This window comes from Streptomyces sp. CA-106110, assembly GCF_050936285.1.
Classification (GTDB): Bacteria; Actinomycetota; Actinomycetes; order Streptomycetales; family Streptomycetaceae; genus Streptomyces.
The window spans coordinates 7397125-7420100 of sequence record NZ_JBNJNB010000001.1 but is presented as its reverse complement, the minus strand read 5'-3'; the positions used below and the strand labels follow the sequence as shown (position 1 = coordinate 7420100).

Sequence of the window (22976 nt, the reverse complement as noted above, 5' to 3'; positions counted from 1 at the left end):
GGCAGCCTCGTCCCCGCCATCGTCACTCAACGCAGGCAGTCAGATACATCCTTTACCGAGACATCGCGACAAAATGCGCGAAGAGGATAAGGGGTTGTTTCGGTACGTGCCAGCGGAGCCACAGATGGACGTCTCGGACGAACTCCTTCTGCTGGAGTTCCCCGGACAGCGCGGAGCACCCGTTGCCTGCTTGATCGAGGCGCGGCAAGTGAGCCGCGTCGCCCGACGTCACAGGCGGATGACGACCAGGGCTATGTCGTCGCTGGCGCCGTTGGCGACGCCGAGGCGGGCCAGCAGCGTGTCGGCCAGCTGGTCGGGAGCAAGGGCGGTGTCCTGAGCCAGGGCATTGGTCAGGTGGGCCAGGCCGGTGTAGATGTCCTCGCCGCGGCGCTCGATGAGCCCGTCGGTGTAGAGCACGAGAGTGTCCCCCCGGGTGTAGGTCATGCTGGCCTGGGGGCGAGGGACATGATGCGGGCGGGCGCCCAGGGGCGGATCGGTGGCCTGGTCCAGCAACTCGCAGGTCCCGTCGCGGTGGAGCAGGACAGGCGGTGGGTGCCCGGCGTTGCTGTAGATGATCAGTCTGGTGCGGGGGTCGATGAGTACCTTGACCGCGGTTGCGGCCGTCGCGCCTTCAATGGAGCGGGCGTACAGACCGAGGATTTCCAGGGCCTGAGCGGGGCTGGGCAGGGCCCGGATGGCTGCACTCAGGGCGCTGCGCAGCATGCCCATGACGGCCGCAGCGTTCAGACCATGGCCGACGACGTCTCCGACCGCCACCGAGTAGAGGTCGGGTGGCAGATCGACGATGTCGTACCAGTCGCCGCACACGTTGAGTGATGTGGTCGCAGGCAGATACCGCACGGCGACGTTTTCGTAGCGGAGCAGGTCAGGGTCGTCGAGCATGGCTTCCTGCAAGGTGACGGCGACCTGGCGCTCGCGGGCGTGGGCTTGTCGCAACTCCTGATTCAGCCGCTGAAGCTCGCGCGCCCTCACGTAGAGCTCGGCGGCTATGCCTTTGTTGTGCTCGGTGAACTGACGTGCCCTGGGTGAGTGGACGAAGGTGGTGACGTCGTCGGCCCGTTGGACGACCCACTTCACGCTGCCGTCCGGCCCCGGAATCGGGGTGTGGACCACGGACCACCACCGCTCCTCGAACTGGCGCGGCCGGTCGGGGGCGGGTATGTCGTACCGCTGCAGCGTCAGGGTGTCCGACTTCCCGGTGTCCAGGACCTTCAGCAACGATGCCTTTACGTATTCTTCGTCGTCCCCGGGGGCGCCGGGATTTCCTGGCAGGGCGTCGAAGAAGTACTTCTCGATGAGCTCTTCCCTGGTTCGCCCGGTGATCTGGAGACATGCGGGGTTGACGTAGCGGATCACCAGGTCCTTGTCCAGCACCAGATACGGGCTCGGCGCTGCGTCACAGAACGCTGTGAAATCGAAGAAGTCCAGTGACATGCGCGCTCTCCAGGGTCCGTGAGCGCGACCACCTCAAATGTCATTCTATGGGCGATCCAGCGGCGGGGCTCGCCGACCTCAACCGGCGCCTGAGCTGCGCGTCTGCACCTGCTCCTTCGGCTCTCGCCGCCCCAGCGAGGCGTCCAGGGGAGCTCGCTACACCTTGAGCCTGCGACTCTCCCTTGAGGCCGCCGCATGCGCCCGTGGCGGCCCAGGATGGCTGGACGGCGGCTTCTACGTCTGTGAGGGAGACGTCCACCCGGCGGCCGACGACCGGGTGCCCTTTCCACGCCACCTGATGTGGCATCGCCCTAATGTCAGCCGGGAGCTGTCACGGCCCCTTCGTCTGCGAATCGCCGCAGGTGGAGGGGCCGTTTTCGTCGATCAGTGCGACATCAACCCATTGCCTAAATCGTTACCTGGCGCGACCTGTCGTACAGCGCGGCGAGTGCGTCGGCGGTCACAGGCGACACGACGCCCTCGTCGGTGACGATCGCCGTCACCAGTTCGGGCGGCGTCACGTCGAACGCAGGGTTGTAGGCCTGGGTCCCCAGGGGCGCCACCGCGATCCCGCCGCCCGCTTCCACTCCCGCCACCGGCACCCGAGGTGCGGTGAACTCCGTCACCTCATGTCCGGGCCGCTGCTCGACCTCGATGGACGCTCCGTCCGGCGTGTCCGGATCCACCGTCGTCACCGGTGCCACCACGATGAACGGCACGTGGTGGTAGCGGGCGAGCACAGCGAGCGGATAGCTCCCCACCTTGTTCGCCACCGAACCGTCGGCCGCGATCCGGTCCGCCCCGATCAGTACGGCGTCCACCTCTCCGGCGGCGAAGAGCGAGCCCGCCGCGTTGTCCGTGAGCAAGGTGTACGCCATCCCGTGGCGGGCCGCCTCGTACGCCGTCAAGCGGGCACCTTGCAGCAACGGCCGCGTCTCGTCCACCCACAGCCTGCGCAGACGTCCCACCCGGTGCGCCGCCAGCGCCACCGCGAACGCCGTGCCCTCCCCTCCGGACACCAGCGCCCCGCTGTTGCAGTGCGTGAGCACCCGGTGCCCGCCGCCCGGCAGCAGCTCGTCCAGCAGGGCCAGCCCATGCTGCGCCATGCGTCCGCTGGCCGCGGCGTCCTCCTGGTGCAGTTCCCGCGCCGCGGCGAGCGCCGCCGCGGCGGCCTGCTCCTGGCCTTGGCCGTCGGTGAGTGCGGTCCGGTACGCGGCCCGGGCCCTGCGCACGCCGACAGCCAGGTTCACCGCGGTGGGCCGGGCGCCCGCGAGCGCCGCGGCGGCATCGTCCACGTCGAAGCCGCGTGCGGCGGCGAGCGCGACACCGTACGCGCCGGCGATCCCGAGCAGCGGTGCCCCGCGCACGGCGAGAGTGCGGATCGCGTCCACCAGCGCGGGCGCGTCCGTGCACACGAGCTCGACCTCTTCCGCGGGGAGCCTTCTCTGGTCGAGAAGCACCAGCACGGGCCCCTCGGGCGGCTCGTCCCAGCGGATCACGGATATCCCCATGGACTGCATGTCCTCGCCGGATTGCGCGTACTGATCAGCCATGCCGTCAGTCTGCCCCGTATCCGGCCGACAATTGAAGGTGTACAGCAGGCTCTCCCCCCGGTCCCTTGGCGAACGCAGCGTGGCACGATGGCAGCCAACTCGCCGCCGCGACCGCGGACGGGCACCGTGAAGGAGCGACGATGGAAGACACTCCGGGCTGGGCCTCGCCCGGATCTGCCCCGGCCGACGGGCAGCAGCCGGACGCATCCGGCGCGCAGTCGCCGGAGCAGCCCACGGGTCAGGGCGGCGCCGATCAGCCGCAGCCGCCGAGCAAGTGGTCCAAGGAGCAGCCGCCGCCGGGGCAGTGGGCCGCTCCCCAGCCTCACGGGCCCGGCCAGAACCCGCCATCGCCGCAGCCCGGCCGGAGCTGGGCCTCCCACCCTCCCACCGCTCCCGGCGGCTACCCCGGCGCGGGCGCCGGATACGGCGGCTGGGGAGGACCCGACCGCGGATACGGCGGCAACGGGGCATGGGGCGGCGCCTGGGGCCCGCCCCCCGCCGCCAAGCCCGGCGTGATCCCGCTGCGCCCGCTCGGCGTCGGTGAGATCCTCGACGGCGCGGTCTCCACCATGCGCACCTACTGGCGCACGGTCCTCGGCATCTCGCTGGCCGTCTCCGTCGTCATGCAGACGGCCGTCCTTCTGCTCCAGAAATTCGTCCTGGCCGACAGCACCACCACGGACACCCTCAACGACCCGAACGCCTCCGTGCACGAGCTGAGCCGCGCCATGGCCGACACGATGGTGAGCTCCTGTGTCGTCCTGCTCGTGGTCCTGCTCGCCACGATTGTCGCCACAGGACTGCTCGCACCCGTCACCAGCCGCGCGGTGCTCGGCAAATCGGTGACCGCTGAGCCATCGCGCCCCTCCCGCTCCCAGCTGGCGAGGCTGATCGGCCTGACGGTGCTGCTGCCGCTCATAGCGCTCGCGGCCATCGCCGTGGGCACGCTGCCCGGCATCCTCGTCGCCGTGACCGCCTCCACCGCCGGAGGCACCGCGCTGGCCGTCCTCGGCGGACTGGTCGGGGGCGTGGCGGCCCTGTGGATCATGACCCGCTACTCGCTCGCCCCGTCCGCGCTGATGCTGGAGAGGCAGAGCATCCGCAAATCGATGAGCCGCTCCGCGAAGCTGGTGCGCGGTTCGTGGTGGCGGATCTTCGGCATCCAGCTGCTCGCCCAGGTCATCGCGGCCATCGTCGCGTCGCTCGTCGTGATCCCGTTCGTCATCGTGGCCGGGGCGGTGAGCGGTGACGGCATCAGCAGCCTCGTCAACAGCACCCCGGGCAGCGTCGGCTGGACGTTCCTCATCGTCAGCGGCATCGGCTCGGTGATCGGACGCATGGTCACCTTCCCGATCACCGCCGGCGTGACCGTGCTCCTCTACATCGACCAGCGCATCCGCCGCGAGGCCCTCGACCTCGATCTGGCCCGCGCCGCCGGTCTCCAGGTCCACGGCTCCGACACCCCCGGCACCACCCCGGGGAGCTGATGCGGTGAGCATGACGGGGGGAGTGCTGAAAGTCGTACCGGTGCTGTGGCGCTCGGGCGACGGACCACCGGTGACGATCCCACGCGACCCCGCGCGGGAGGTGGCCCGGCGCGAGCTGTCCAAGCGGATGTACCACGAGAACGACCCAGGGCTGCTGCAGCGCACTTTGAACGCCTTCTGGGACTGGGTCGACCGGCTGTTCGGAGCCGCCTCGACCGCGACACCGGGCGGCTCGGTGGGCCTGCTGGTCATCGTCCTGGCGGTGCTGGCGGTCGTCGTCGCCCTGTGGTGGCGCCTCGGCACCCCGCGGCGCGCCTCCGCGGCGTCCGCCGCGCTCTTCGAGGACCGCCCCCGAAGCGCGGCCGAACACCGTGCGGCCGCTGAGGCGCACGCCGCCCAGGGCCACTGGAACCAGGCCGTCCAGGAGCGCATGCGCGCGATCGTCCGCTCCCTGGAGGAACGGGCCCTGCTCGACGTACGCCCCGGCCGGACCGCCGACGAAGCAGCCTCCGATGCCGGCCGGACCCTGCCCGACCACGCCGACCCGCTGCGCACGGCGGCCCGCGACTTCGACGACGTCACATACGGCGGCCACACCGCCGGCGAGGGGACGTACCGCGGCCTGGCCGCCCTGGACGACGACCTGGAGCGCGCCAAGCCACAGCTCACCGGCAGCACCCTCGCCACGGCCCACAACGGCCGCCAGGGAGCCGCCGGATGACCACCGAGACCCTGCTCCCGTCCACCTCGGTCTCGCCCACCGTGCGCCAGGTCTGGACCCGGGCACGCGGTGTCCTGCTCGCCGTCGTCCTCCTCCTGATCGGGGCCCTCGCGCTCGCGGTCATCCGCTCGGACACCCATCACGGCCGCCTGGACCCGCGCTCCGCCGACCCCTACGGCAGCCATGCCGTCGCCGCTCTCCTCGCCGAGCGGGGAGTCTCCACGCGTGTCGTCACCACCCTGGACGAGGCCCGCGCCGCCGTCGGTCCCGACACGACGCTGCTGATCGCCGTACCCGACCTGCTGACGCACCGTCAACAGCAGGTGGCGCACCAGGCGGTGAAGGTCTCCGGCGGCAGGACGATCCTGATCGCTCCCGACGTCTCGGTCGCGACCCTGGCACCCGGGGTCTCGGCCGACCCCGCCCCCAGCTTCGAGTCGGCACTCGACCCGGACTGTACGCTGCCCGTCGCCCGCAGAGCCGGAGCCGCCACCACGGGCGGCCTCCGCTACGACACGAGCATCGACCAGGCCGACACCTGCTACCCCAGCGACGGCCTGCCCACCCTGGTGCGTGTCCCGGCCGTCTCCGGAGGCGGCGACACCGTCGTCCTGGGCGCGCCCGACATCCTCTACAACAACCGCCTGGCCGAGCAGGGCAACGCCTCGCTCGCCCTGCAACTTCTGGGTTCGCGCTCCCACTTGGTCTGGTACCTCCCCTCGCTCTCCGACGCCTCGGCCACCGATGCCGGCCGCAAGACCTTCTTCGACCTGCTCCCCTCGGGCTGGATCTGGGGCACCCTGCAACTCTTCATCGCCGCAGGCCTGGCCGCGCTCTGGCGGGCGCGCCGACTCGGCCCGCTGGTCGCCGAAAAACTCCCCGTCGCGATCCGCGCCTCCGAAACCGTCGAAGGCCGCGCCCGCCTCTACCGCAAGGCGGACGCCCGGGACCGCGCCGCCATCGCTCTGCGCTCCTCCACCCGCACCCGCCTCGCCCCCCTCGTAGGCATTCCCCTCGCCCAGGCGCACGCGCCCGAGGCCCTGCTCCCCGCACTGTCCGCACAGTTGCACGGCGACGCACAGTCCATGCACGCTCTCCTCTTCGGCCCGCCGCCCGGCGACGACGCGGCCCTGACTGCCCTCGCCGACCAACTCGACGCCCTCGAAAGAGAGGTACGCCGTCCATGATGGACCCGACCACTGACAACGCCGGGTACACCGGGGACGCGGGTACCGCCCGCGCCTCCCTGGAAGCCTTGCGCGCCGAGATCGCCAAGGCCGTGGTCGGCCAGGATCCCGCGGTGACCGGCCTCGTCGTCGCCCTCCTCTGCCGCGGACACGTGCTGCTGGAAGGGGTCCCCGGGGTCGCCAAGACACTGCTCGTGCGCGCACTGGCCTCCGCACTCGAACTCGACACGAAGCGCGTCCAGTTCACACCGGACCTGATGCCCAGCGACATCACCGGGTCCCTCGTCTACGACGCCCGCACAGCCGAGTTCTCCTTCCAGGCCGGCCCGGTCTTCACCAACCTGCTGCTGGCCGACGAGATCAACCGCACCCCGCCCAAGACCCAGTCCTCGCTCCTCGAAGCAATGGAGGAACGACAGGTCACGGTCGACGGCACCCCGCGCCCGCTCCCGGAGCCGTTTCTGGTCGCCGCGACGCAGAACCCGGTCGAGTACGAGGGCACGTATCCGCTCCCGGAAGCCCAACTTGACCGGTTCCTGGTCAAACTGACGATCCCTCTCCCCTCCCGCCAGGACGAGATCGACGTCCTCACCCGTCATGCCGCCGGCTTCAACCCCCGCGATCTGCGCGCCGCCGGCGTACGCCCGGTGGCAAGCGCGGCCGACCTCGAGGCCGCACGCGCCGCCGTCGCCAAGACGGCGGTCTCCCCGGAGATCACCGCGTACGTCGTGGACATCTGCCGCGCCACCCGCGAATCGCCATCCCTCTCCCTCGGCGTCTCGCCTCGCGGCGCGACGGCCCTCCTCGCCACGTCCCGGGCCTGGGCCTGGTTGACGGGTCGTGACTACGTCATCCCCGACGACGTGAAGGCACTGGCTCTACCGACGCTGCGTCACCGCATCCAACTCCGCCCGGAGGCAGAGATGGAGGGCGTGACGGCGGACTCCGTCATCAACGCGATCCTCGCCAACGTCCCCGTCCCCCGGTAATGGCACTCACCGGACGCGCCGCCCTGCTCGCGGCACTCGGCACCCTCCCGGTCGGCATCTGGGAACCCAGCTGGACAGGCATCCTCGCCGTCAACGGATCGCTCGCCCTGGCGTGCGCCTGCGACTTCGCGCTGGCCGCCCCGGTTCGGCGACTGGGTCTGAGCCGTTCCGGCGACACATCGGTACGACTCGGTGAAGCGGCCGACGTGACGCTCACGGTCACCAACCCCTCGAGCCGCCCCCTGCGGGCCCGGCTGCGCGACGCCTGGCCGCCCAGCAGCTGGCAGCCGGGGACCGAAACGCCCGCCTTCCGCCACCATCTGACGGTCCCTCCGGGCGAGCGCCGCCGTGTGACGACCCGTCTGCGCCCCACCCGCCGCGGTGACCGGCACGCGGACCGCGTCACGATCCGCTCCTACGGCCCCCTCGGCCTTTTCTCCCGCCAGGGCGCGCACACAGTCAATTGGACGGTACGGGTCCTGCCGCCCTTCGCCAGCCGCAAGCACCTCCCGTCCAAACTGGCCCGCCTCCGTGAACTGGACGGCCGCACCAGCGTGCTGATCCGCGGCGAAGGGACCGAGTTCGACAGCCTGCGCGAGTACGTACCCGGGGACGACACCCGTTCCATCGACTGGCGTGCTACGGCGCGTCAGTCGACCGTCGCGGTGCGCACCTGGCGCCCCGAACGAGACCGGCACATCCTGCTGGTCCTGGACACCGGCCGCACATCGGCCGGACGAGTCGGGGACGCACCTCGTCTGGACGCCTGCATGGACGCGGCGCTCCTGCTGGCCGCCCTGGCCTCCCGGGCCGGCGACCGCGTCGACATGCTCGCCTACGACCGCCGCGTTCGCGCCCTGGTGCAGGGCCGAGCCGCCCGTGACCTGCTCCCCTCACTGGTCGACGCCATGGCGACACTGGAGCCGGAGCTGGTGGAAACGGACAGCCGCGGGCTGGCGGCCACCGCGCTCCGCACTGCGCCACGCCGTTCCTTGCTCGTCCTGCTGACCTCTCTTGACGCGGCCCCCGTCGAGGAAGGGCTTCTGCCGGTACTGTCCCGCCTCACCCAGCGGCACACGGTGCTGCTCGCATCGGTCGCCGATCCTCACGTGGCCGCCATGGCGACGGCCAGGGGAAGTGCGGATGCGGTGTACGAGGCGGCGGCCGCGGCCCAGGCCCAGGCGGAACGCACCCGCACGGCCGAACAACTGCAACGCCATGGGGTCACCGTCGTGGACGCGACGCCGGAGGACCTGGCGCCAGCGCTGGCGGACGCATATCTGGCACTGAAGGCGGCGGGCCGGCTCTGAGGTCGACCATCCATTTCCGCCTCTCAGGGGGTGGGAACATGCCCTGAAATGCAGAAAACCCCGCACCGTAGGTGCGGGGTTTTCCCAAGATTTGTTCGGCGGCGTCCTACTCTCCCACAGGGTCCCCCCTGCAGTACCATCGGCGCTGTAAGGCTTAGCTTCCGGGTTCGAAATGTAACCGGGCGTTTCCCTCACGCTATGACCACCGAAACACTATGAAACAGACAACCCGCCCAGCACATCAGTGCGGGGATTGTTCGTGGTTTCAGAACCAACACAGTGGACGCGAGCAACTGAGGACAAGCCCTCGGCCTATTAGTACCGGTCACCTCCACACGTTACCGTGCTTCCAGATCCGGCCTATCAACCCAGTCGTCTACTGGGAGCCTTACCCCATCAAGTGGGTGGGAGTCCTCATCTCGAAGCAGGCTTCCCGCTTAGATGCTTTCAGCGGTTATCCCTCCCGAACGTAGCCAACCAGCCATGCCCTTGGCAGAACAACTGGCACACCAGAGGTTCGTCCGTCCCGGTCCTCTCGTACTAGGGACAGCCCTTCTCAAGACTCCTACGCGCACAGCGGATAGGGACCGAACTGTCTCACGACGTTCTAAACCCAGCTCGCGTACCGCTTTAATGGGCGAACAGCCCAACCCTTGGGACCGACTCCAGCCCCAGGATGCGACGAGCCGACATCGAGGTGCCAAACCATCCCGTCGATATGGACTCTTGGGGAAGATCAGCCTGTTATCCCCGGGGTACCTTTTATCCGTTGAGCGACGGCGCTTCCACAAGCCACCGCCGGATCACTAGTCCCGACTTTCGTCCCTGCTCGACCCGTCGGTCTCACAGTCAAGCTCCCTTGTGCACTTACACTCAACACCTGATTGCCAACCAGGCTGAGGGAACCTTTGGGCGCCTCCGTTACCCTTTAGGAGGCAACCGCCCCAGTTAAACTACCCATCAGACACTGTCCCCGATCCGGATCACGGACCCGGGTTAGACATCCAGCACGACCAGACTGGTATTTCAACGACGACTCCACAACCACTGGCGTGGCTGCTTCAAAGTCTCCCAGCTATCCTACACAAGCCGAACCGAACACCAATATCAAACTGTAGTAAAGGTCCCGGGGTCTTTCCGTCCTGCTGCGCGAAACGAGCATCTTTACTCGTAGTGCAATTTCACCGGGCCTATGGTTGAGACAGTCGAGAAGTCGTTACGCCATTCGTGCAGGTCGGAACTTACCCGACAAGGAATTTCGCTACCTTAGGATGGTTATAGTTACCACCGCCGTTTACTGGCGCTTAAGTTCTCAGCTTCGCCCCACCGAAATGGAGCTAACCGGTCCCCTTAACGTTCCAGCACCGGGCAGGCGTCAGTCCGTATACATCGCCTTACGGCTTCGCACGGACCTGTGTTTTTAGTAAACAGTCGCTTCTCGCTGGTCTCTGCGGCCACCCCCAGCTCAAGCAGCAAGTGCTCTCACCAGGCATGGCCCCCCTTCTCCCGAAGTTACGGGGGCATTTTGCCGAATTCCTTAACCATAGTTCACCCGAACGCCTCGGTATTCTCTACCTGACCACCTGAGTCGGTTTAGGGTACGGGCCGCCATGAAACTCGCTAGAGGCTTTTCTCGACAGCATAGGATCATCCACTTCACCACAATCGGCTCGGCATCAGGTCTCAGACACAAGCCAGGCGGATTTACCTACCTGACGTCCTACACCCTTACCCCGGGACAACCACCGCCCGGGATGGACTACCTTCCTGCGTCACCCCATCACTCACCTACTACCAGCTCGGGTCACCGGCTCCACCACTCCGCTCGACGTCAAAGACGACGAGCGGCGGCTTCACGGGCTTAGCATCCCCGGATTCGATGTTTGACGCTTCACAGCGGGTACCGGAATATCAACCGGTTATCCATCGACTACGCCTGTCGGCCTCGCCTTAGGTCCCGACTTACCCTGGGCAGATCAGCTTGACCCAGGAACCCTTAGTCAATCGGCGCACACGTTTCTCACGTGTGAATCGCTACTCATGCCTGCATTCTCACTCGTCAACCGTCCACGACTACCTTCCAGTGCCGCTTCACCCGGCAGACGACGCTCCCCTACCCATCACAGCCGGCGTTGGCCGTTATGCTGCAATGACACGACTTCGGCGGTACGCTTGAGCCCCGCTACATTGTCGGCGCGGAATCACTAGACCAGTGAGCTATTACGCACTCTTTCAAGGGTGGCTGCTTCTAAGCCAACCTCCTGGTTGTCTGTGCGACTCCACATCCTTTCCCACTTAGCGTACGCTTAGGGGCCTTAGTCGATGCTCTGGGCTGTTTCCCTCTCGACCATGGAGCTTATCCCCCACAGTCTCACTGCCGCGCTCTCACTTACCGGCATTCGGAGTTTGGCTAAGGTCAGTAACCCGGTAGGGCCCATCGCCTATCCAGTGCTCTACCTCCGGCAAGAAACACACGACGCTGCACCTAAATGCATTTCGGGGAGAACCAGCTATCACGGAGTTTGATTGGCCTTTCACCCCTAACCACAGGTCATCCCCCAGGTTTTCAACCCTGGTGGGTTCGGTCCTCCACGAAGTCTTACCTCCGCTTCAACCTGCCCATGGCTAGATCACTCCGCTTCGGGTCTTGAGCGTGCTACTCAAACGCCCTATTCGGACTCGCTTTCGCTACGGCTACCCCACACGGGTTAACCTCGCAACACACCGCAAACTCGCAGGCTCATTCTTCAAAAGGCACGCAGTCACACCAAAGTGCTCCCACGGCTTGTAGGCACACGGTTTCAGGTACTATTTCACTCCCCTCCCGGGGTACTTTTCACCATTCCCTCACGGTACTATCCGCTATCGGTCACCAGGGAATATTTAGGCTTAGCGGGTGGTCCCGCCAGATTCACACGGGATTTCTCGGGCCCCGTGCTACTTGGGTGTCTCTCAAACGAGCCGCTGACGTTTCGACTACGGGGGTCTTACCCTCTACGCCGGACCTTTCGCATGTCCTTCGCCTACATCAACGGTTTCTGACTCGTCCTGTTGCCGGCAGACAACAGAAGAGAGATCCCACAACCCCGTATACGCAACCCCTGCCGGGTCTCACACGCATACGGTTTGGCCTCATCCGGTTTCGCTCGCCACTACTCCCGGAATCACGGTTGTTTTCTCTTCCTGCGGGTACTGAGATGTTTCACTTCCCCGCGTTCCCTCCACACTGCCTATGTGTTCAGCAGTGGGTGACAGCCCATGACGACTGCCGGGTTTCCCCATTCGGAAACCCCCGGATCAAAGTCTGGTTGACGACTCCCCGGGGACTATCGTGGCCTCCCACGTCCTTCATCGGTTCCTGGTGCCAAGGCATCCACCGTGCGCCCTTAAAAACTTGGCCACAGATGCTCGCGTCCACTGTGCAGTTCTCAAACAACGACCAACCACCCATCACCCCGAACCATCACGGTCCGAGTTCACTGGGGCCGGCACCGAAGGACGACCACACGGCCGTACCTTCAGACACCCAACAGCGTGCCCGACACCCTCACCTCTCCAACTCGCGTTCCACGCCGAAGCAGTACTAACGACCAGAGCAGGTCAAGTGTGCTGAGTAGTCAACGTTCCACCCATGAGCAACCAGCATCAGACGTTCGCTGATGTACTGGCCTCTGACCAACCCGAGGGCTGGTGAGAAGTGCTCCTTAGAAAGGAGGTGATCCAGCCGCACCTTCCGGTACGGCTACCTTGTTACGACTTCGTCCCAATCGCCAGTCCCACCTTCGACAGCTCCCTCCACAAGGGTTGGGCCACCGGCTTCGGGTGTTACCGACTTTCGTGACGTGACGGGCGGTGTGTACAAGGCCCGGGAACGTATTCACCGCAGCAATGCTGATCTGCGATTACTAGCGACTCCGACTTCATGGGGTCGAGTTGCAGACCCCAATCCGAACTGAGACCGGCTTTTTGAGATTCGCTCCACCTCACGGTATCGCAGCTCATTGTACCGGCCATTGTAGCACGTGTGCAGCCCAAGACATAAGGGGCATGATGACTTGACGTCGTCCCCACCTTCCTCCGAGTTGACCCCGGCGGTCTCCCGTGAGTCCCCAGCACCACAAGGGCCTGCTGGCAACACGGGACAAGGGTTGCGCTCGTTGCGGGACTTAACCCAACATCTCACGACACGAGCTGACGACAGCCATGCACCACCTGTACACCGACCACAAGGGGGCACCCATCTCTGGATGTTTCCGGTGTATGTCAAGCCTTGGTAAGGTTCTTCGCGTTGCGTCGAATTAAGCCACATGCTCCGCCGCTTGTGCGGGCCCCCGTCAATTCCTTTGAGTTTTAGCCTTGCGGCCGTACTCCCCAGGCGGGGCACTTAATGCGTTAGCTGCGGCACGGACGACGTGGAATGTCGCCCACACCTAGTGCCCACCGTTTACGGCGTGGACTACCAGGGTATCTAATCCTGTTCGCTCCCCACGCTTTCGCTCCTCAGCGTCAGTATCGGCCCAGAGATCCGCCTTCGCCACCGGTGTTCCTCCTGATATCTGCGCATTTCACCGCTACACCAGGAATTCCGATCTCCCCTACCGAACTCTAGCCTGCCCGTATCGACTGCAGACCCGGGGTTAAGCCCCGGGCTTTCACAACCGACGTGACAAGCCGCCTACGAGCTCTTTACGCCCAATAATTCCGGACAACGCTTGCGCCCTACGTATTACCGCGGCTGCTGGCACGTAGTTAGCCGGCGCTTCTTCTGCAGGTACCGTCACTTTCGCTTCTTCCCTGCTGAAAGAGGTTTACAACCCGAAGGCCTTCATCCCTCACGCGGCGTCGCTGCATCAGGCTTTCGCCCATTGTGCAATATTCCCCACTGCTGCCTCCCGTAGGAGTCTGGGCCGTGTCTCAGTCCCAGTGTGGCCGGTCGCCCTCTCAGGCCGGCTACCCGTCGTCGCCTTGGTGAGCCGTTACCTCACCAACAAGCTGATAGGCCGCGGGCTCATCCTGCACCGCCGGAGCTTTCCAACCTCCACCATGCGGAGGAGGCTCGTATCCGGTATTAGACCCCGTTTCCAGGGCTTGTCCCAGAGTGCAGGGCAGATTGCCCACGTGTTACTCACCCGTTCGCCACTAATCCCCACCGAAGTGGTTCATCGTTCGACTTGCATGTGTTAAGCACGCCGCCAGCGTTCGTCCTGAGCCAGGATCAAACTCTCCGTGAATGCTTCCCCGTGATCGGGGCGACACCACGAGAGCGGAACAGTCGGAGGAATAATCCGACCGTTCACAGCGTCCTCGCTGTGTATTCTTCAAAGGAACCACGACCATCGGAAATATCTCCGACGGACGGGGTATCAACATATCTGGCGTTGACTTTTGGCACGCTGTTGAGTTCTCAAGGAACGGACGCTTCCTTCGTACTCACCCTCTCGGGCTTTCCTCCGGGCGCTTCCCTTCGGTGTTTCCGACTCTATCAGATCTTTTCTCGATCCGATTTCCTCGGTTGCTTTCCAGGTTTTCGCTTTCGCGTTTCCCTTTCCGGCGACCCCGACTTTATCAGAGTTTCCGGAGCCGATTGACCGGCGGTCCATTTCTGATTCAACGGGGGCTTCTCGGAAGCTGCGCTCCGGAAGCGACTAGACGCTCACTGTTGCTGGTGGATAGGTCCACCTCTAGGCAACTGTTCAAATCTACCTCCCCGCTCGACCCGTGTCAACGGCTCTTGTGGGGCGAAGAGGAGACTAGCAGGCCAACGCGGGGAAACGCACATCGAGCAGCCGACAGGGTGCCGGTCGGCTCACGCCGCCATCGGCACGCTCGCGCTGCGCTCGTCCGCACCCAGGTCACCGGTGTCGCCGGCCCGGACCGCACGTCCGCCCAGCACGTACACGTATGTGAGGAAGGCCAGCTCGGCGACGACGCCTATCCCTATGCGGGCCCACGTCGGAAGGCCGGAAGGTGTCACGAAGCCTTCGATGGCCCCGGACACGAACAGGACCAGGGCGAGACCGATCGCCACCCCGAGTGCGGCCCGGCCCTCCTCGGCGAGGGCGCTGCGACGGGTACGAGGACCCGGGTCGATGAGGGTCCAGCCCAGTCGCAGTCCCGTGCCGGCGGCCACGAAGACCGCGGTCAGTTCCAGGAGGCCATGGGGGAGCACCAGACCGAGGAACGTGTCGAGACGGCCCGCCGAGGACATCAGGCCGGCACCCACCCCGAGGTTCAGCATGTTCTCGAAGAGGATCACGAGGACGGGGAGGCCCAGGAAGACGCCGAGGACCAGGCACAGCGCGGCGGCCTGGGCGTTGTTCGTCCACACCTGGGCGGCGAACGCGGCGGCGGGATGGCTGGAGTAGTACGTCTCGTACTCGCCACCGGGGCGGGTCAAGGTGCGCAGCTCGCTGGGTGCCGCGATGGAGGCCTGGACCTCCGGGTGGGTGCCTATCCACCACCCCAGGAGTGCTGCAATCACCGTTGACAGCAGAGCGGTGGGTATCCACCAGCGGCGCGAACGGTAGACCGCGGCGGGAAAGCCGTACGCGAGGAACTGTGTGACATCACGCCACGAGGCCCGGCGCGTGCCGGTCACGGCACTGCGCGCGCGTGCCACCAGTTGACTGAGCCGACCTGTCAGCTGGGGATCCGGTGCGCTGGACTGGATGACGGAGAGGTGGGTGGCGGTGCGCTGGTAGAGGGCGACGAGCTCGTCCGCCTCGGCTCCGGTGAGGCGGCGCCGGCGGCGCAGGAGGGCGTCGAGACGGTCCCACTCGGCGCGATGGGTGGACACGAACACGTCGAGGTCCATGGGATGGGCTGCTCCTCGTCCTCTCGTACTGCGTGTCAGCTTGTCGTACCGCGGCGCGATGTGCCCCTCAGCTTGGCAGACTGACGTACCTCGGGGAGTACCAACTGACGTACCTCGGGGAGTACCAACTGACGTACCTCGGGGAGTACCAGGGGAAGGACGGCGGGCGTGAGTGAGCTAGTGACGGGCGAGGCGGTGGCGCTGGAGCTGCGCCCCGCGAAACTGCCGAGCCGTGCGCTGGCGGTGTTGCTCGACCTGGCCGTGGCCATGGCGGCATATCTCATCGTGACCATCGCACTGGTGGCCGCCACGTCCGGGCTGGACGAAGCCGCGCAGGTCGCGGTGTCGATCGCGACCTTCGTCCTGGTCCTGATCGGCGGACCCATAGCCGTGGAGACGCTCAGCCGCGGTCGTTCACTGGGCAAGCTGGCCTGCGGGCTGCGCGTGGTCCGGGACGACGGGGGACCGATCCGGTTCCGGCACGCGTTGGTGCGGGGCGCGATCGGTGCGATCGAGATCCTGATGACTTTCGGCATCGTGGCGTGCATCGCCTCGCTCGTGTCCGCGCGGGGCCGGCGACTCGGTGACGTCTTCGCGGGCACGCTGGTCGTACGGGAACGGGTGCCCGCAGGACGTTCGGGCTTCGTGCCTCCGCCGCCGCCCTGGCTTGCCGGGCGGTTCTCCCAGCTGGACCTCTCGGCGGTCCCGGACGGGTTGTGGCTGGCTGTCCGGCAGTACCTGACGCGGATGCAGCAGCTGGATCCGCAGGTGGGCCAGGCGATGGCGGAACGTCTTGCCTCGGATGTCGCAGCGCGCACGGGGGCGCCGGCGCCGTATGGGATTCCACCGGCCGCGTATCTGGCGGCGGTGTTGCAGGAACGGCAGGCGCGAGAGGCGCGGCGGGCGTTCGGCGGCTGGGGCGAGGGCGGGAGCGCCGGGGTGGGCCCTGGAGCGGGCAGCACGCCGGGTGGGTACGCCCCGTCGCCCCAGGAGGCTCCCCTGGCGGCGGGCGGAGCAAGCCCGTGGCGGGCTCCGGTCCCGACCGACGTGGACGACCGAGCCGCGACGTCCGCTCCCGCACAGCCGTATGCCTCCGCGTGGCCTCAGCCACAGTCACCCGCAGCCCCGCAGGACCGGCAGCCGGTGACTCCCGCGACGCCGCGGGCGGAGTCGGCGGATCATCCTGCCACCGGGTTCGTACCGCCCGCGTAGCCGCACGCGGCCGGCTCCTCGACGGGTCCGGGCCCCGTGGGGTGCGCGTCCGTCGGCGGTCTCGTCACTTCGGTACAGACCTCGCCGGCCCGTCCGGTGGTACCCGCCTCGGCATCTCTCGTCCAGCGCGAACGCCTGTCACGAGAACGTCGAGGGGGGTGACTCGAGGTCCTCGAGCTCGATGCCGGGTGCCGCGAGCACCACGTCCCCCGAGATGTGGACGGTGTGCAGCTCCCCCGTGTCCAGGTCCGTGACCTGGTATTCGTCCACGATCAGGGGGGCGTTGTCAGTGGCGTGTGCTTCTCTTTCGATCAGGGTCCAGGACTGGTCCACGGTGCGGGGGGCGAGGACCGGATCGGTGAAGGCGACGAGGCGTACGCGCGTCGCGGAGGAAGAAGAAGGGGTGAGGCGGAGCAGCCGGGCCGTGGCGACGAGGAAGGCCGGGGACGTGCCGGCGAAGGCGTGAGCGCGGACATTGCCTTCGGTGGCATGGGTGCCGGTGGGGTCGGTGCGGACCCAGGTGACGCCGTCGAGGGCGGCACCCCGCACCTGCCAGCCTCCGGCGTGGAGTTCCAGGCGGATGGGGCGGCCGAGTTCGTCGAGGGCCAGATCGACGGAGCCGGCCTGGTCGCCGGCCGGAGTGGTCAACTGCGAGACGTAGCGCCAGCCGGAGGGGCCGGGCGCGCACTGGAAGTGTTCTTCGCCGAGGGGGGTGTGGTCGTGCGGGTCATGAAGCGAATATCGGCCGCGGGGCATGGGGGTCCTGGGTCGTGACGGGCTGGTCGGGCCAGTCTGCCTGGCCTGGCTGAACGGGGCAGGCCCCCGGCACGGGGGTGCGGGGGCCTGCCTCGGAACTGCTCTGAGGTGCGCGTCAGTGCACGGACGCGCTCGCCACGTCGTGAGCGGCAGGCGCGCGTACGCCGACAGCCTGCGGTGTACGCGCGACCCGGTGCCTCAGGTGATCAGTAGCGGTAGTGGTCGGACTTGTACGGGCCCTCGACGTCGACGCCGATGTACGCGGCCTGCTCGGGGCGGAGCTGGGTGAGCTTCACGCCGAGCGCGTCCAGGTGGAGGCGGGCGACCTTCTCGTCCAGGTGCTTGGGCAGCGTGTACACACCGGTCGGGTACGCGTCGGGCTTGGTGAACAGCTCAATCTGGGCCAGCGTCTGGTCCGCGAAGGAGTTGGACATCACGAACGACGGGTGACCGGTGGCGTTGCCCAGGTTCAGCAGACGGCCCTCGGAGAGGACGATGATCTTCTTGCCGTCGGGGAAGGTCCAGGTGTGGACCTGCGGCTTGACCTCGTCCTTGACGATGCCGGGGACCTTGGCGAGGCCGGCCATGTCGATCTCGTTGTCGAAGTGGCCGATGTTGCCGACGATCGCCTGGTGCTTCATCTTGGCCATGTCTGTGGCCATGATGATGTCCTTGTTGCCGGTCGTGGTGATGAAGATGTCGGCCTTGTCGATGACCTCGTCGAGGGTCGTGACCTGGTAGCCGTCCATGGCCGCCTGCAGCGCGCAGATCGGGTCGATCTCGGTGACGATCACGCGGGCGCCCTGTCCGCGCAGGGACTCCGCGCAGCCCTTGCCCACGTCGCCGTAGCCGCAGACGACGGCGGTCTTGCCGCCGATGAGGACGTCGGTGGCGCGGTTGATGCCGTCGATCAGCGAGTGGCGGCAGCCGTACTTGTTGTCGAACTTCGACTTCGTGACGGCGTCGTTGACGTTGATTGCCGGGAACAGGAGGACGCCGTCGCGCTGCATCTCGTACAGGCGGTGGACGCCGGTCGTGGTCTCCTCGGTCACACCGCGGATCTCGGACGCCAGCTGGGTCCACTTCTGGGGGTTCTCGCCCAGGGTGCGGTGGAGCAGCTGGAGGATGACGCGGTGCTCGTCCGACTCGGCGGTCTCGATGGCCGGGACCTTGCCGTCCTTCTCGTACTCGACGCCCTTGTGGACGAGAAGGGTGGCGTCACCGCCGTCGTCGAGGATCATGTTCGGGCCGCCGGTGGGGCTGTCCGGCCAGGTCAGCGCCTGCTCCGTGCACCACCAGTACTCCTCCAGGGTCTCGCCCTTCCAGGCGAAGACGGGGATGCCCTGGGGGTTTTCGGGGGTGCCGTCGGGGCCGACGGCGATGGCGGCGGCCGCGTGGTCCTGCGTGGAGAAGATGTTGCAGGAGGCCCAGCGGACCTGGGCGCCAAGGGCGACCAGCGTCTCGATGAGCACGGCGGTCTGGACGGTCATGTGCAGGGAGCCGGTGACGCGGGCGCCGGCCAGTGGCTGCGTCTCGGCGTACTCCTTGCGGATCGACATCAGACCGGGCATCTCGTGCTCGGCGAGGGTGATCTCCTTGCGGCCGAATTCGGCCAGCGAGAGGTCGGCGACCTTGAAGTCCTGTCGGTTGTCGACAGTCGTCATTGCGTGCTGCTCCTCGGGGTTGGGGCGAGGTGGGTACGGCTGGTCTGCGCGGCGGCGGACACAGGGGTGCCCGGAAGAGGACACAGGAATGCCCGCGTACGCGCAGCGCAGTCGTCGGAGGCCCTCTCTCCCTCGGCCGGTCCGTCCTGGGACCGCCCGACCGCCATCAGCAGCGACGTCTGGCTCGGCTTCCAAGCTACACCGGGCGGCCCCGCGTACCCCAGTCCGCCTCTGAGGAGTCCGGTTGCCTGCGGACTGCTTTCGGCCGGTGCGCGGGACTGTGCCGCGCGGGATCCGGGGGCCGGCAGCGGGCTCAGTGGCCGGGCACCTGGGCGGGTCCGCCGGGGGTCGCCTCGGGGTCCGGGCCCTTGGCCGCTTCCGCCTCGCTGTAGATGTCCGGTTCCAGGTAGATGACACGGGCGATCGGGACGGCGGCCCGGACGCGGGCCTCGGCGGCGTCGATCGCGGCGGCAACCTGTGTGGCCGTGTCGTCGTGCCGGACCGCGATCTTGGCGGCGACCAGCAGTTCCTCGGGGCCGAGGTGGAGCGTGCGCATGTGGATGATGCGGGGCACCGTGTCGCCGTCGGCGATCGCGGCCTCGATCTTCCTGACCACCTCGGGGCCCGCGGCCTCGCCGAGCAGCAGGGACTTGGTCTCGGCGGCGAGAACGAGGGCGATCAGCACGAGGAGGACACCGATGCAGACGGTGCCGATGCCGTCCCAGACGCCGTCGCCGGTGAGCAGCGCGAGGCCGACGCCACCGAGGGCGAGAACGAGACCGATGAGGGCGCCGAAGTCCTCCAGGAGGACGACCGGCAGTTCGGGCGCCTTGGCCCGGCGGATGAACTGCGCCCAGGACAGCGTGCCGCGCAGGCCGTTGGACTCCTTGATGGCCGTGCGGAAGGAGAAGCCCTCGGCCAGGATCGCGAAGACGAGCACGCCCACGGGCCAGTACCAGTTCTCGACCTCGTGCGGGTGGCTGATCTTCTCGAAGCCCTCGTAGATGGCGAACATGCCACCGACCGAGAAGAGGACGATCGAGACGAGGAAGGCATAGATGAAGCGCTCGCGCCCGTAGCCGAAGGGGTGCTGCGGGGTCGCGTCGCGCTGGGCGCGCTTGCCGCCGATCAGCAGCAGGAACTGGTTGCCGGAGTCGGCGAGCGAGTGGACGCCCTCGGCGAGCATCGAGGAGGAGCCGCTGAAGGCGAACGCCACGAACTTGGATGCCGCGATCGCGAGATTGGCTCCGAGTGCCGCGACGATCGCCCTGGTGCCGCCTGACGCGCTCATGTGTTCGCGTTGTCCCTTCGTAGCGTCCCGCCCTGGATGTGCCTGTCGGCGTACTCCGTCCAGGGCTTTACCCGTCCTTTGCCGATGGGTCATTGTTGCAGCCGGGTCCGGCGACGTTGCGCCGGACCGACAGCATGACCATGTACGGCGTTCGGGTCAGGCTACGACTGTGGCCCGGAAGACGGTGCCGGCCTCGGCCACCTCGGCCTTCTCGCCCGCCGGCACGAAGACCGACTCGCCGGCTGCCAGCAAGTGCTCCCCGGCCCGTACGGAACCCGCCGTGCACAGCAGGATCTGCGGGGTGGCGCGCGTGAGGTCGCGCGGGGCGGCGCCCTCGGCGAGGACGTACCGGGAGAGGCGGAACTCGTCGATGGGGGTCTCGTAGACCTCCTCGCCGTCCGAGGAGGCCTCCGGGCGCAGGACACCGGGGTCGCCGGCCTCGAAGCGGACGATCCGGAGCAGCTCGGGGACGTCGACGTGCTTGGGGGTCAGTCCGCAGCGCAGGACGTTGTCGGAGTTGGCCATGATCTCGACGCCGAGGCCGTTCAGATAGGCGTGCGGGACGCCCGCGCCCAGGAAGAGTGCCTCGCCGGGCTGCAGCTGGACGTAGTTGAGCAGCATCGCCGCGATCACGCCCGGGTCGCCGGGGTAGTGATGGGCGATGCCGGCGTACGGGGCGTAGGCGCCGCCCAGGCGGGCGCAGGCGGCCGCGGCCTCGCCGACCGTGTGGGCCATGTCGTCGGGGTCGGCGCTCAGCACTGCGGTGAGGACCTCGCGCAGGGCGGCCTCCTCCGGGTGGGCGCGCAGCAGGTCGACGTACGGCTTGAGGGAGTCGACCTCGAGGCCGGCGAGCAGTTCGGCGGCGTCATCGGGCGTACGGAAGCCGCACAGGCCGTCGAACTCGGTGAGGGCGCAGATCAGTTCCGGCTTGTGGTTGGCGTCCTTGTAGTTGCGGTGGGGCGCGTCGACCGGGATGCCGCGGCGTTCCTCGTCCGCGTAGCCCTCCTTCGCCTGTTCCAGGTTGGGGTGCACCTGGAGGGAGAGGGGGGCGCCGGCGGCGAGGATCTTCAGCAGGAAGGGCAGCCGGGGCCCGAACTTGGCGACCGTCCGCTCGCCCAGTTCCACTTCCGGCGCCTTGTCGATCACCTCGTTGAGCGGGCCGCGCGGGGTGCGCGAGGGTGCGCCCGGGTGGGCGCCCATCCACATCTCCGCCTGCGGCTCACCGGTCGGCTCCTCGCCGAGGAGCGCGGGGATGGCGGTGGTCGAGCCCCAAGCGTAGGGGCGGACGGTGTTCTCGAGGCGATCCATGTGGTGGGTGTCTTTCTCCATACGTACGCTGCGGCCGGCGCCGTCGGGCGTCGGCGGGTGCGTGCTGTCAGATGTTGCGAGCCAAGGTCAGGCCCCCGAAGCGAGCGCCACGTAAACAGCGGCGAAATCTGTGATGGCGATCAGCTCCGCGAGGGTCTCCAGTTCGTCGCCGTCCTCCGGTTCGAGTTCGCTGATCGCCGTGTCGTGGCTGAGAGCCAGATCGCGGGCGGCGGGGGCCGCGCTCAGACCACCGATCGGGCGGTCACGCAGGAGCACCACGCGTGCGTGGAGGGCCTGTGCCTCCTCGACACGGTCGCGGAAGAAGTCGTCGGGGTCGGCGCCGGCGGCGAGGGGCCCGGAGAGCAGAACACTGTGCGAGGCGAGCGCCTCGGGCAGCTGCGCGGTGAGCGCGGGGCGGCCGGCCAGCTCGGCGAGCGCGGCGGCGAACCGGCGGCCGGCCGGCTCGGCGGAGACGCCCTCGGTCCAGATCACGGGAAGGGACTCGGCCAGCTCGGCGGCGAGGGTCTTGGCGGGGTTGCTGTAGGTGGCGATGGCCGGGCCGCAGCGTTCGGCGACCTGGTCGAGACGGCTCGCGACCTTCTCCAGGACGTCGGACGGGGCGGAGAGCAGCCCGGTGCGGTCCAGGAGGGCGAGCAGCGGGGTGAGCAAGGCCCACAGGACGCCGGGGGCGGACGCGGTGAGGGGTTCGTCCTGCTCGTAGGGGGCGGTCGCCATGGGGACAAACAAGCCGTGGGCGCCGACCACCGCGTCCGTGATCGGGGAGCGGGCAGGGGCCACGGCCACGACGGTGCAGCCGCGGCGGTAGGCCTGCTCGACCAGGATCGACAGCCCTGGTTCGGAGCCGTCGGGGGTGGCGATCAGCAGCAGGTCCACGGGCCCCGCCCAGCCCGGCAGCTCCCAGCGCAGGGCTCCCGCGGCCGGTGCGACACCGGTCGGATGGATGCGGGTGACCGGGCACGCGGCGCCGGCGAGTGTGCCGAGCAGTTCGGCGACGCCCACGGAGGCGGTGCCGGGGCCCGCCATGAGGACGGCGCGGGGGCGTCCGTCGGGTTTCAGCTCGTTGACCCCGGCCTCGGCGGCGTGCCGCACGGCGGAGCGGACCCTGGCGCCTGCCTCGGCGGCGCCACGCAGCAGCGCACGGCGGTCGGCGCGCGCGAGCGCCTCGGGGTCGTCGAGCAGCGATTCGTCGAGCATGGGCGGCAGCCTCC

The 22976-nt window shown here is 67.7% G+C and carries 14 protein-coding genes and 3 rRNA genes; 6 read left to right on the top strand and 11 right to left on the bottom strand.

Features of this window, described 5'->3' with window-relative positions; genetic code table 11:
• Window positions 1–228: 228 nt before the first annotated feature.
• Both ACQEXA_RS34245 and mtnA read right to left on the bottom strand, forming a co-directional pair.
• The gene (locus ACQEXA_RS34245) at window positions 229–1455 is read right to left on the bottom strand and encodes a SpoIIE family protein phosphatase (RefSeq protein ID WP_432928378.1); all 1227 of its coding nucleotides are present in this window, start codon (window positions 1453–1455) and stop codon (window positions 229–231) included.
• Window positions 1456–1862: 407 nt separating this feature from the next.
• A complete protein-coding gene (gene mtnA, locus ACQEXA_RS34240; RefSeq protein ID WP_432928380.1) occupies window positions 1863–3008 on the bottom strand; it encodes an S-methyl-5-thioribose-1-phosphate isomerase in 1146 nt (381 codons plus the stop codon).
• Between the two features lie 140 nt (window positions 3009–3148).
• On the opposite strand from mtnA, the gene ACQEXA_RS34235 reads away from it, so the two are divergent.
• Genes ACQEXA_RS34235 through ACQEXA_RS34215 form a run of 5 tightly spaced genes read left to right on the top strand, consistent with a single transcriptional unit; the run spans window position 3149 to window position 8702 of the window.
• Window positions 3149–4495, top strand: coding sequence for a proline-rich domain-containing protein (locus tag ACQEXA_RS34235; RefSeq protein ID WP_432928382.1), 1347 nt, complete (start codon window positions 3149–3151; stop codon window positions 4493–4495).
• A 4-nt stretch (window positions 4496–4499) separates the two neighbouring features.
• Complete coding sequence (locus ACQEXA_RS34230) at window positions 4500–5216, top strand: DUF4129 domain-containing protein (RefSeq protein ID WP_432928383.1); 717 nt, start codon at window positions 4500–4502, stop codon at window positions 5214–5216.
• Window positions 5213–6403 carry a DUF4350 domain-containing protein gene (locus ACQEXA_RS34225; RefSeq protein WP_432928385.1) on the top strand — a complete coding sequence of 397 codons (1191 nt, stop codon included), beginning with the start codon at window positions 5213–5215 and terminating at the stop codon, window positions 6401–6403. The genes ACQEXA_RS34230 and ACQEXA_RS34225 overlap by 4 nt, the downstream gene beginning before the upstream one ends.
• Complete coding sequence (locus ACQEXA_RS34220) at window positions 6403–7392, top strand: AAA family ATPase (RefSeq protein ID WP_432939213.1); 990 nt, start codon at window positions 6403–6405, stop codon at window positions 7390–7392. Before ACQEXA_RS34225 ends, ACQEXA_RS34220 begins: the two co-directional genes overlap by 1 nt.
• Window positions 7392–8702 carry a DUF58 domain-containing protein gene (locus ACQEXA_RS34215; protein ID WP_433131944.1) on the top strand — a complete coding sequence of 437 codons (1311 nt, stop codon included), beginning with the start codon at window positions 7392–7394 and terminating at the stop codon, window positions 8700–8702. The genes ACQEXA_RS34220 and ACQEXA_RS34215 overlap by 1 nt, the downstream gene beginning before the upstream one ends.
• A gap of 93 nt (window positions 8703–8795) precedes the next feature.
• Here ACQEXA_RS34215 and rrf read toward each other — a convergent pair.
• From rrf to ACQEXA_RS34195, 4 genes are all read right to left on the bottom strand, one after another.
• Window positions 8796–8912 (bottom strand): 5S ribosomal RNA (gene rrf, locus ACQEXA_RS34210).
• 85 nt (window positions 8913–8997) lie between these two features.
• Window positions 8998–12102: ribosomal RNA gene (locus ACQEXA_RS34205) — 23S ribosomal RNA — on the bottom strand.
• Between the two features lie 308 nt (window positions 12103–12410).
• Window positions 12411–13933 (bottom strand): 16S ribosomal RNA (locus ACQEXA_RS34200).
• Together the 16S, 23S and 5S rRNA genes form the textbook arrangement of a ribosomal RNA operon.
• 575 nt (window positions 13934–14508) lie before the next feature.
• Complete coding sequence (locus tag ACQEXA_RS34195) at window positions 14509–15516, bottom strand: stage II sporulation protein M (protein ID WP_433131942.1); 1008 nt, start codon at window positions 15514–15516, stop codon at window positions 14509–14511.
• 168 nt (window positions 15517–15684) lie between these two features.
• Here ACQEXA_RS34195 and ACQEXA_RS34190 point away from each other — a divergent pair, with 168 nt between their 5' ends.
• On the top strand, window positions 15685–16728 hold the full coding sequence (locus ACQEXA_RS34190; protein ID WP_432928391.1) for an RDD family protein: 1044 nt from the start codon (window positions 15685–15687) through the stop codon (window positions 16726–16728).
• A 138-nt stretch (window positions 16729–16866) separates the two neighbouring features.
• On the opposite strand, the gene ACQEXA_RS34185 is transcribed toward ACQEXA_RS34190, so the two are convergent.
• The 5 genes from ACQEXA_RS34185 to ACQEXA_RS34165 form a co-directional block, all read right to left on the bottom strand.
• A complete protein-coding gene (locus ACQEXA_RS34185; protein ID WP_433131939.1) occupies window positions 16867–17484 on the bottom strand; it encodes a hypothetical protein in 618 nt (205 codons plus the stop codon).
• A 206-nt stretch (window positions 17485–17690) separates the two neighbouring features.
• On the bottom strand, window positions 17691–19148 hold the full coding sequence (gene ahcY, locus ACQEXA_RS34180) for an adenosylhomocysteinase (RefSeq protein WP_360999809.1): 1458 nt from the start codon (window positions 19146–19148) through the stop codon (window positions 17691–17693).
• Between the two features lie 313 nt (window positions 19149–19461).
• The gene (locus ACQEXA_RS34175; RefSeq protein ID WP_433131937.1) at window positions 19462–20439 is read right to left on the bottom strand and encodes a cation diffusion facilitator family transporter; all 978 of its coding nucleotides are present in this window, start codon (window positions 20437–20439) and stop codon (window positions 19462–19464) included.
• A 156-nt stretch (window positions 20440–20595) separates the two neighbouring features.
• On the bottom strand, window positions 20596–21747 hold the full coding sequence (gene manA / locus ACQEXA_RS34170; protein WP_432939216.1) for a mannose-6-phosphate isomerase, class I: 1152 nt from the start codon (window positions 21745–21747) through the stop codon (window positions 20596–20598).
• Between the two features lie 87 nt (window positions 21748–21834).
• Window positions 21835–22962, bottom strand: a complete 1128-nt coding sequence (locus ACQEXA_RS34165) for an SIS domain-containing protein (protein ID WP_359403375.1) — start codon at window positions 22960–22962, stop codon at window positions 21835–21837.
• Between the last annotated feature and the right edge of the window lie 14 nt (window positions 22963–22976).

Coding starts and splice junctions, on each gene's coding strand:
- ACQEXA_RS34245 (WP_432928378.1), bottom strand. CDS start 1,455: ATGTCACTGGACTTCTTCGATTTCACAGCGTTCTGTGACGCAGCGCCG.
- mtnA (WP_432928380.1), bottom strand. CDS start 3,008: ATGGCTGATCAGTACGCGCAATCCGGCGAGGACATGCAGTCCATGGGG.
- ACQEXA_RS34195 (WP_433131942.1), bottom strand. CDS start 15,516: ATGGACCTCGACGTGTTCGTGTCCACCCATCGCGCCGAGTGGGACCGT.
- ACQEXA_RS34185 (WP_433131939.1), bottom strand. CDS start 17,484: ATGCCCCGCGGCCGATATTCGCTTCATGACCCGCACGACCACACCCCC.
- ACQEXA_RS34175 (WP_433131937.1), bottom strand. CDS start 20,439: ATGAGCGCGTCAGGCGGCACCAGGGCGATCGTCGCGGCACTCGGAGCC.
- ACQEXA_RS34225 (WP_432928385.1), top strand. CDS start 5,213: ATGACCACCGAGACCCTGCTCCCGTCCACCTCGGTCTCGCCCACCGTG.
- ACQEXA_RS34165 (WP_359403375.1), bottom strand. CDS start 22,962: ATGCTCGACGAATCGCTGCTCGACGACCCCGAGGCGCTCGCGCGCGCC.
- ACQEXA_RS34235 (WP_432928382.1), top strand. CDS start 3,149: ATGGAAGACACTCCGGGCTGGGCCTCGCCCGGATCTGCCCCGGCCGAC.
- ACQEXA_RS34215 (WP_433131944.1), top strand. CDS start 7,392: ATGGCACTCACCGGACGCGCCGCCCTGCTCGCGGCACTCGGCACCCTC.
- manA (WP_432939216.1), bottom strand. CDS start 21,747: ATGGATCGCCTCGAGAACACCGTCCGCCCCTACGCTTGGGGCTCGACC.
- ahcY (WP_360999809.1), bottom strand. CDS start 19,148: ATGACGACTGTCGACAACCGACAGGACTTCAAGGTCGCCGACCTCTCG.
- ACQEXA_RS34220 (WP_432939213.1), top strand. CDS start 6,403: ATGGACCCGACCACTGACAACGCCGGGTACACCGGGGACGCGGGTACC.